Source organism: Sphingomonas sp. S-NIH.Pt15_0812 (genome assembly GCF_003951315.1).
Lineage (GTDB): Bacteria > Pseudomonadota > Alphaproteobacteria > Sphingomonadales > Sphingomonadaceae > Sphingomonas.
The window spans coordinates 1-7,526 of record NZ_QLJH01000066.1; the positions used below are offsets into that span (position 1 = coordinate 1).

Here is a 7,526-nt window from a genome sequence, read left to right on the forward strand (position 1 = left end):
ATCGCCAGGGTCGCGGGCGACTGGCCAGCCAGCCGCTGGGACGAACTCATGCCGTGGAACTGGATGCCGCCAGCAGATCGGCCGACCGCGCAAGCTGCCTGATCTGCGGTCGTCACACCACGCTTACTCTCCAAGAGCGACAATGGGTCAACCGGCCGAGCGCAGCCGGGTGATCGTGCGCGCCCGGCCGATCAGTGGCAACAGCGCCGCCATGTCGGGGCCATGGTCACGGCCGGTCAGCGCGCGGCGGAGCGGCAGGAACAGCGCCTTGCCCTTGCGGCCCGTCGACGCCTTGAGCGCGTTCGTCAGGCCGTGCCAGGGGTCGGCGGACCAGTCGAGGGCCTCGGCCGCCAAGGCCGCCTGGGCGAGGTAATCGGCCTCGTCCGTCCGCGCTGCGGGGGCGATCGGCCCCTCGATCACCTGCCACCAGTCGGCGGCATCCGCGACCCGCTCCAGATTGGGGCGGACCGCGTCCCAGGCGGCGTCGTCCATTCCGGCGGGCAGGCGATCCGCCACCGCGTCGAACGGCAGCTGGTGGACGATCCGCGCGCTGACCTGCGCCACCTCCGCCTCGTCGAACCGCGCCGGGGCGCGGCCGAACCGCGCGAAGTCGAATCCGTCCAGCAGCGGCGCCATGTCGGCGATCGGCTCGACGGGATCGCTGGTGCCGATCCGGGCGAGAAGCGCGCGCACCGCCTGCGGCTCGATGCCGATATCCCGGAAGTGATCGATGCCGAGCGAACCCAGGCGCTTGGACAATTTGCCCTCGGCACCGGTCAGCAGCGCGGCATGGGCGAAACGGGGCGGGGTCGCGCCCATCGCCTGGAACATCTGCAATTGCAGCGCGGTGTTGGAGACATGGTCCTCGCCGCGCACGACATGGCTGATGCCCATGTCGATATCGTCGATCGCGGAAGGGAGCATGTAGAGCCAGGAACCATCGGCGCGACGCACCACCGGATCGCTCATCGTCGCCGGATCGAAGCTCTGCGCCCCGCGCACCAGATCGTCCCAGGCCAGGGGGGTGTCATGGTCGAGGCGGAACCGCCAGTGCGGGCGCACGCCCTCCGCCTCCAGCGCGGCGCGCTCGGCATCGGTCAGGCGCAGCGCGGCGCGATCATAGACCGGCGGCAGCCCGCGACCGAGCAGCACCTTGCGCTTCAGGTCGAGTTCCTGGGCGCTCTCATAGGCCGGATAGAGGCGGCCGGCCGCGACCAGATCGTCGAACCGCGCCTGGTAGAGCGCGAATCGCTCCGACTGGCGGACCTCCGCATCGGGCTCCAGCCCCAGCCAGGCGAGATCGGCGCGAATCGCCTCGACGAACCGCTCCTCCGACCGTTCGGAATCGGTATCGTCGATGCGCAGCAGGAACCGCCCGCCCGTCTTCCGCGCCCACAGCCAATTATGCAGCGCGGTGCGGATGTTACCGACATGGAGCCGGCCGGTGGGCGAGGGGGCGAAGCGGGTCGTGGTCATCGTACCGTCCCTCTAGGGTGCCGATGCCCCTTCCGCTACCCGCCCATGCCGCTTAAGGGCACGCCCAACGGCGCGGGGAGTCATCACCATGAAACTGATTACCGGTAATTCCAACCTGCCGCTCGCGCGCGCGATCGGCGACTATCTAGAACTGCCGCTGACCGACGCGCTGGTCCGCCGATTCGCCGACGAGGAGATCTTCGTCGAGATCCAGGAGAATGTGCGCGGCGAGGATGTGTTCGTCATCCAGTCGACCGGCTTCCCCGCCAACGACAATCTGATGGAGCTGCTGATCATCATCGACGCGCTGAAGCGTGCGTCGGCGCGGCGCATCACGGCGGTGATCCCCTATATGGGCTATGCGCGACAGGACCGGAAGCCGGGGCCGCGCACGCCGATCTCGGCCAAGCTGGTCGCCAACCTGATCACCGTCGCCGGCGCGGACCGCGTCCTGTCGGTCGATCTCCATGCCGGGCAGATCCAGGGCTTCTTCGATATCCCGACCGACAATCTCTATGCCGCGCCGGTCATGTCGGCGGACATCCTGGCGCGGTTCGAGGGCAAGAATCTGATGGTCGTCTCGCCCGACGTGGGCGGCGTGGTCCGGGCGCGCCAGCTCGCCAAGCGACTCGACAACGCCCCGCTCGCCATCGTCGACAAGCGGCGGGAGCGCGCCGGCGAGTCCGAGGTGATGAACATCATCGGCGATGTCGAGGGCCGGTTCTGCGTGTTGATCGACGATATCGTCGATTCGGCGGGCACGCTGTGCAACGCGGCGGCCGCCCTGCGCGCGGCGGGGGCGGAGGATGTCGTCGCCTATGTCACGCATGGCGTCCTATCGGGCGGTGCGGTGGCGCGAGTCGCGGGCTCGGCGCTGCGCGAACTGGTGATCACCGATTCGATCGGCAATCACGAGTCGATCGGGTCCACCGACAAGATCCGCCACCTGCCGATCGCGCCGCTGCTGGGCGAGGCGATCAAGCGCATCGCGGACGAGACCAGCGTGTCGAGCCTGTTCGACTGATGTCGGGTTTGCGCGACGACGCGCAGGAAAACGTTATTTCCCCTTTCTGTTCCCCGGCGAAGGCCGGGGCCCAGTTGGGGAACGATGGTGACGACGCGCAGCGCTTCGTTACGACAGCCTTTCCAACTGGGCCCCGGCCTTCGCCGGGGAACGGCCTGTCAGAAATGTGCTCAGCTTCGCGTCTTCGCCTCGCCGCGCGGGCTCCGCACCCCGGCGCGCTGGCGGCGCTTCAGTTCCGCCTTCAACCCCGCCGGATCGGGCGCGACCAGGAAGCCGAAGCTGACATTGCCCTCCCGCGTCTCGACCACATGGTGGAGCCGGTGCGCCTGGACGATGCGCTTCATATAGCGTGATCTGGGCAGATAGCGGGTCGGGATACGCTGGTGCACGATCACGTCGTGGAAGCCGAAATAGATCGCGCCGTAGGCAGCGACGCCCGCCCCCATCCAGACCAGCCCCGGCCACCAGCCCAGCTGCATCGCGCCGAAGATCATCACGAACGACGGCACCGCGAAGATCACGGCATAGAGGTCGTTCCATTCCCAATGCCCGGCGCGCGCGCGATGATGGCTGGCATGCAGGAACCAGCCGGGTCCATGCATCACCCAGCGATGCATCGCATAGGCGAAACCCTCCATGCCGATCACGGTCAGGAGGAAGAGGGCGATGCCGATCGGCCAGCTCATGTGATTTCCATATATAATGCGATGCGTTTGCAACAAGACTTGGGCGACGATGCGCGGACGGGGTAGATTTGCCCGTCCGCATGTGCGAAGGGCCGCCTGTCCTACCCGTAGCATAGCATAAGGCGAGGCGGCCCATGAACATTCACGAATATCAGGCGAAGGAATTGCTGGCGAAGTTCGGCGTTCCCGTCCCCGCGGGTTACGCCGCGCTCAGCGTCGACGAAGCGGTCGAGGCGGCGGGCAAGCTCCCCGGGCCGCTCTATGTCGTCAAGGCGCAGATCCACGCGGGCGGCCGCGGCAAGGGCAAGTTCAAGGAACTGGCCCCCGAGGCGAAGGGCGGCGTCCGCCTGGCCAAGACGGCCGAGGAGGTGCGCGCCCACGCCACCGAGATGCTCGGCAACACGCTGGTGACGATCCAGACCGGCGACGCCGGCAAGCAGGTCAACCGCCTGTACGTCACCGACGGCGTCGACATCGCCAAGGAATTCTACTTGGCGCTGCTCGTCAACCGCGCGACCGGCCGTGTCTCCATGGTCGCCTCGACCGAGGGCGGCATGGACATCGAGACCGTGGCGCACGACACGCCCGAGAAGATCCACTCGATCGACATCGACACCGCGACCGGCTTCATGCCGCATCACGGCCGCGCCGTCGCCGCCGCGCTGGAGCTGACCGGCGACCTCGCCAAGCAGGCCGCCAATGTCGCGTCGAAGCTCTACGCCGCGTTCCTCGGCACGGATGCCGAGCAGATCGAGATCAACCCGCTCGCCGTCACCGAGGACGGCAAGCTGATGGTGCTCGACGCCAAGGTCGGCTTCGACGGCAACGCCATGTTCCGTCACAAGGACCTGATGGAACTGCGCGACACCACCGAAGAAGACGCGATGGAGCTGGAGGCGTCGAAGTACGACCTGGCCTATATCAAGCTCGACGGCGACATCGGCTGCATGGTCAACGGCGCGGGTCTCGCCATGGCGACGATGGACATCATCAAGCTGAATGGCATGTTCCCGGCCAACTTCCTCGACGTCGGTGGCGGCGCGAACAAGGAGAAGGTCACCGCCGCGTTCAAGATCATCCTGAGCGATCCGGCGGTGAAGGGCATCCTGGTCAACATCTTCGGCGGCATCATGCGCTGCGACATCATCGCCGAGGGCATCGTCGCGGCCGCCAAGGAAGTGAACCTGTCGGTGCCGCTGGTCGTCCGCCTGGAGGGCACCAACGTGCAGGCCGGCAAGGACATCCTGGCCAATTCGGGCCTGGCGATCGTCCCCGCCAACGACCTGGGCGACGCCGCCCAGAAGATCGTGGCCGAGGTGAAGAAGGTCGCCTGATTCGGCGGGCTTCGGCCATGTGGAAAGGGGCCCGGGCGGAAACGTCTGGGCCCTTTTTCGTTGAGGGTGCGACGGCGGAGGCATTTGCCGCTACGGCAACGGCGCTTCGCCATACCGGACTTGCGAAAACCACGCGAAACCGCCACATCATGGGCAATGTCGCCCTGTAAAATTAGTGAGAGGGAAGCTCGATGAAGGTCTTGGTGCCGGTCAAGCGGGTGCTTGACTATAATGTGAAGCCGCGCGTGAAGGCGGACGGCACGGGCGTCGATCTCGCCAACGTCAAGATGAGCATGAACCCGTTCGACGAGATCGCCGTGGAAGAGGCGATCCGCCTGAAGGATCGCGCCGGCGTGACCGAGATCGTGGTCGTGTCGATCGGCGAGCCCAAGGCGCAGGAGACGATCCGCACCGCGCTGGCGATGGGCGCCGATCGCGGCATCCTGGTCACCGCCGAGACGCGCGTCGAGCCGCTGGGCGTCGCCAAGATCCTGGCGAAGATCGTCGAGGAGGAGCAGCCGCAGCTCGTCATCCTGGGCAAGCAGGCGATCGACGACGACAACAACCAGACCGGCCAGATGCTGGCCGGCCTGCTCGGCTGGGCGCAGGGCACCTTCGCCTCCAAGATCGAGATCGCTGGCGACACCGCGACGGTCACGCGCGAGGTCGATGGCGGGCTGGAGACGGATGCGCTCAAGCTGCCGGCGATCGTCACCACCGACCTTCGCCTCAACGAGCCGCGCTACGCGTCGCTGCCCAACATCATGAAGGCCAAGTCCAAGCCCTTGGCGCAGAAGACGGCGGCCGATTACGGCGTCGACGTGACCCCGCGCATCACGACGCTGAAGGTCGCCGAGCCGAACAAGCGCTCGGCCGGCGTGAAGGTCGCCGATGTCGACGAACTGGTGATGAAGCTCAAGGCGATGGGAGTGGCGAAGTGAAGACGCTGGTCTGGGTCGAGCATGACGGTTCGGCCGTCAAGGATGCCACGCTTGCCGCGGTGACCGCCGCGTCGAAGCTGGGCGAGGTGCATCTGCTGGTCGCCGGGCAGGGCGTCGACGGCGTCGCGCAGGCGGCGGCGAAGATCGCCGGCGTCGGCAAGGTCCATGTCGCCGATGACGCCGCCTATGCCCATGCGCTGGCGGAGAATGTCGCGCCGCTGGTGGTGGAGCTGATGGGCCATCACGACGCCTTCATCGCCGCCGCGACCACCACCGGCAAGAACATCGCGCCGCGCGTCGCCGCGCTGCTCGACGTGATGCAGGTGTCGGAAGTGCTGTCGGTCGAGGGGCCGGACACGTTCACGCGGCCGATCTATGCCGGCAACGCGATCGCGACCGTCCAGTCGGCGGATGCGAAGAAGGTGCTGACGATCCGCGGCACCGCCTTCGACAAGGCGGCGGCCGAGGGTGGTTCGGGCGTGGTCGAGCCGGTCGCCTCCAAGGGCGAGCAGGGCCTGTCCAGCTATGTGGGATCGGAGATCGCGGCCAATGCCCGGCCGGAACTGACCAGCGCCAAGATCATCGTTTCGGGCGGTCGCGCGCTGGGTTCGGAAGAGCAGTTCCATGCGCTGATCGATCCGCTGGCGGACAAGTTGGGCGCCGGCGTCGGCGCCAGCCGCGCGGCGGTCGATGCGGGCTATGCGCCCAACGACTATCAGGTCGGCCAGACCGGCAAGATCGTCGCGCCCGAAGTCTATGTCGCGGTCGGCATCTCGGGCGCGATCCAGCATCTGGCGGGCATGAAGGATTCCAAGACGATCATCGCGATCAACAAGGATGACGATGCGCCGATCTTCCAGGTCGCGGACCTGGGCCTGGTCGGCGACCTGTTCAAGGTCGTGCCGGAGCTGACCGAGAAGCTGTAGGCGGCAAGGGGCCAGCCGGCGTCCGACGCAGGCTGGCCCTTTCCGCTATGCTTTAGTGCCGGTTACTGGAAGCGGTTCAGCTTCCGGGCGTAGCGCTGGAGTCGCAAGGGCACCCAGTCGTTGATCAGATGGTTCAGCGCCACCTGACGGTCTTTCTTGTCCGTCGTGCCGGGACGGCTGCGGAAATTGGTGGTGCGCTGCGGCACTGCATCCAGTCCTTCGGCGAAGGCCGTATAGTAATAGGTGGCGATCGAGCGGCGATCCCGATCGGGCGGACAGGCCAGGGGATTGGGCTGGCCATGATAGCTGTCCAGCGTCGTGCTGAAGACCACGGCCCGGCCCAGCACTGGGGCCACGCTGACCTCACATTTGGTCATCTTCGTGTCCCATAGCTCCAACTCGCCGCCGAATTCGGGACCCCAGTCGTCGTTCAAATAGACCAGCAGGTTGAGGCGACGTTCCAGCTTGAGCTCGCGGTGGATGTTGAAATCGGCATGGACGCCCAGATGCCCGCCAGACCGGGTAAGGTGCAGGCCGCCCCCGGAAAAATGAGGATCGGGAATAAGCCCGGAAATACCGGTCATCTTCTCCAGAAAGGAGATGAAGGCCAAGCTGTTGAGTTCGGCAAGTAGGTTCAGCGTGTCGGGATGGCTGATCGCATCGGGTCCGAACTGGAACTTGAACCGCTCCTGGCTCCGGTCGAAATAGGTGCGGCCGTCGGTGCCGGGATAATGGCCCGCGACATTGCGCAGCAGATCCTTGTCGAGAAAATCGTCGATCACGATATGCGGATAGGGCGCGGCGGACTGATAGGCTGCTGCATAGCGGTTGCCGACATCATCACATTGTTGATGGTCGAATCGGCGATAGCCGGTCCCCGAAAAGCTGAGTTCAGTCATTGCCGCCCTGTTACTTAGATTAGTCCCCCGTCAACTGTATCAGTGGCACCGGTTGCCGACAACGGCACGCACGAAAAAAACCGTTTTGAGGCGGAACTTTTCCGAAAAATGGCAATGGCGTTAGCTTTCGGCGTCACGACCCTGCCAGCGCGAACACCACGCAGGCCTCGTCCTGCAGCGACCGGACCGGCGGTTGCAGCGTGACGCGGGGCGATACCTGTCCCGGTGGCGGGGGTGGCG

The 7,526-nt window shown here is 66.1% G+C and carries 7 protein-coding genes; 4 read left to right on the forward strand and 3 right to left on the reverse strand.

The window, feature by feature from the left end:
- Positions 1-147: 147 nt before the first annotated feature.
- Positions 148-1,476 (reverse strand): glutamate--tRNA ligase, encoded by a 1,329-nt coding sequence (locus BRX43_RS19495; protein WP_125996721.1) that lies wholly within the window; start codon positions 1,474-1,476, stop codon positions 148-150.
- 88 nt (positions 1,477-1,564) lie between these two features.
- Here BRX43_RS19495 and BRX43_RS19500 point away from each other — a divergent pair, with 88 nt between their 5' ends.
- Positions 1,565-2,500 carry a ribose-phosphate pyrophosphokinase gene (locus tag BRX43_RS19500; protein ID WP_125996722.1) on the forward strand — a complete coding sequence of 312 codons (936 nt, stop codon included), beginning with the start codon at positions 1,565-1,567 and terminating at the stop codon, positions 2,498-2,500.
- Between the two features lie 170 nt (positions 2,501-2,670).
- Here the strand turns inward: BRX43_RS19500 and BRX43_RS19505 are convergent, their stop codons facing one another.
- Positions 2,671-3,186 carry a sterol desaturase family protein gene (locus tag BRX43_RS19505; RefSeq protein WP_125996723.1) on the reverse strand — a complete coding sequence of 172 codons (516 nt, stop codon included), beginning with the start codon at positions 3,184-3,186 and terminating at the stop codon, positions 2,671-2,673.
- A 134-nt stretch (positions 3,187-3,320) separates the two neighbouring features.
- Between BRX43_RS19505 and sucC the strand changes: the two genes are divergently transcribed.
- From sucC to BRX43_RS19520, 3 genes are all read left to right on the forward strand, one after another.
- Positions 3,321-4,520 carry an ADP-forming succinate--CoA ligase subunit beta gene (gene sucC / locus BRX43_RS19510; protein ID WP_125996724.1) on the forward strand — a complete coding sequence of 400 codons (1,200 nt, stop codon included), beginning with the start codon at positions 3,321-3,323 and terminating at the stop codon, positions 4,518-4,520.
- A gap of 191 nt (positions 4,521-4,711) precedes the next feature.
- Positions 4,712-5,461 carry an electron transfer flavoprotein subunit beta/FixA family protein gene (locus BRX43_RS19515; RefSeq protein WP_125996725.1) on the forward strand — a complete coding sequence of 250 codons (750 nt, stop codon included), beginning with the start codon at positions 4,712-4,714 and terminating at the stop codon, positions 5,459-5,461.
- On the forward strand, positions 5,458-6,387 hold the full coding sequence (locus tag BRX43_RS19520) for an FAD-binding protein (RefSeq protein ID WP_125996726.1): 930 nt from the start codon (positions 5,458-5,460) through the stop codon (positions 6,385-6,387). The genes BRX43_RS19515 and BRX43_RS19520 overlap by 4 nt, the downstream gene beginning before the upstream one ends.
- A 62-nt stretch (positions 6,388-6,449) precedes the next feature.
- Here BRX43_RS19520 and BRX43_RS19525 read toward each other — a convergent pair whose 3' ends face one another.
- Positions 6,450-7,286, reverse strand: coding sequence for a 2OG-Fe(II) oxygenase (locus BRX43_RS19525; RefSeq protein WP_125996727.1), 837 nt, complete (start codon positions 7,284-7,286; stop codon positions 6,450-6,452).
- Positions 7,287-7,526: the final 240 nt, after the last annotated feature.

What these genes read in the sequence shown, in the direction of transcription:
- BRX43_RS19505 (WP_125996723.1), bottom strand. Translation starts at nt 3,186, where the DNA reads ATGAGCTGGCCGATCGGCATCGCCCTCTTCCTCCTGACCGTGATCGGC.
- BRX43_RS19495 (WP_125996721.1), bottom strand. Translation starts at nt 1,476, where the DNA reads ATGACCACGACCCGCTTCGCCCCCTCGCCCACCGGCCGGCTCCATGTC.
- BRX43_RS19525 (WP_125996727.1), bottom strand. Translation starts at nt 7,286, where the DNA reads ATGACTGAACTCAGCTTTTCGGGGACCGGCTATCGCCGATTCGACCAT.
- BRX43_RS19500 (WP_125996722.1), top strand. Translation starts at nt 1,565, where the DNA reads ATGAAACTGATTACCGGTAATTCCAACCTGCCGCTCGCGCGCGCGATC.
- BRX43_RS19515 (WP_125996725.1), top strand. Translation starts at nt 4,712, where the DNA reads ATGAAGGTCTTGGTGCCGGTCAAGCGGGTGCTTGACTATAATGTGAAG.
- sucC (WP_125996724.1), top strand. Translation starts at nt 3,321, where the DNA reads ATGAACATTCACGAATATCAGGCGAAGGAATTGCTGGCGAAGTTCGGC.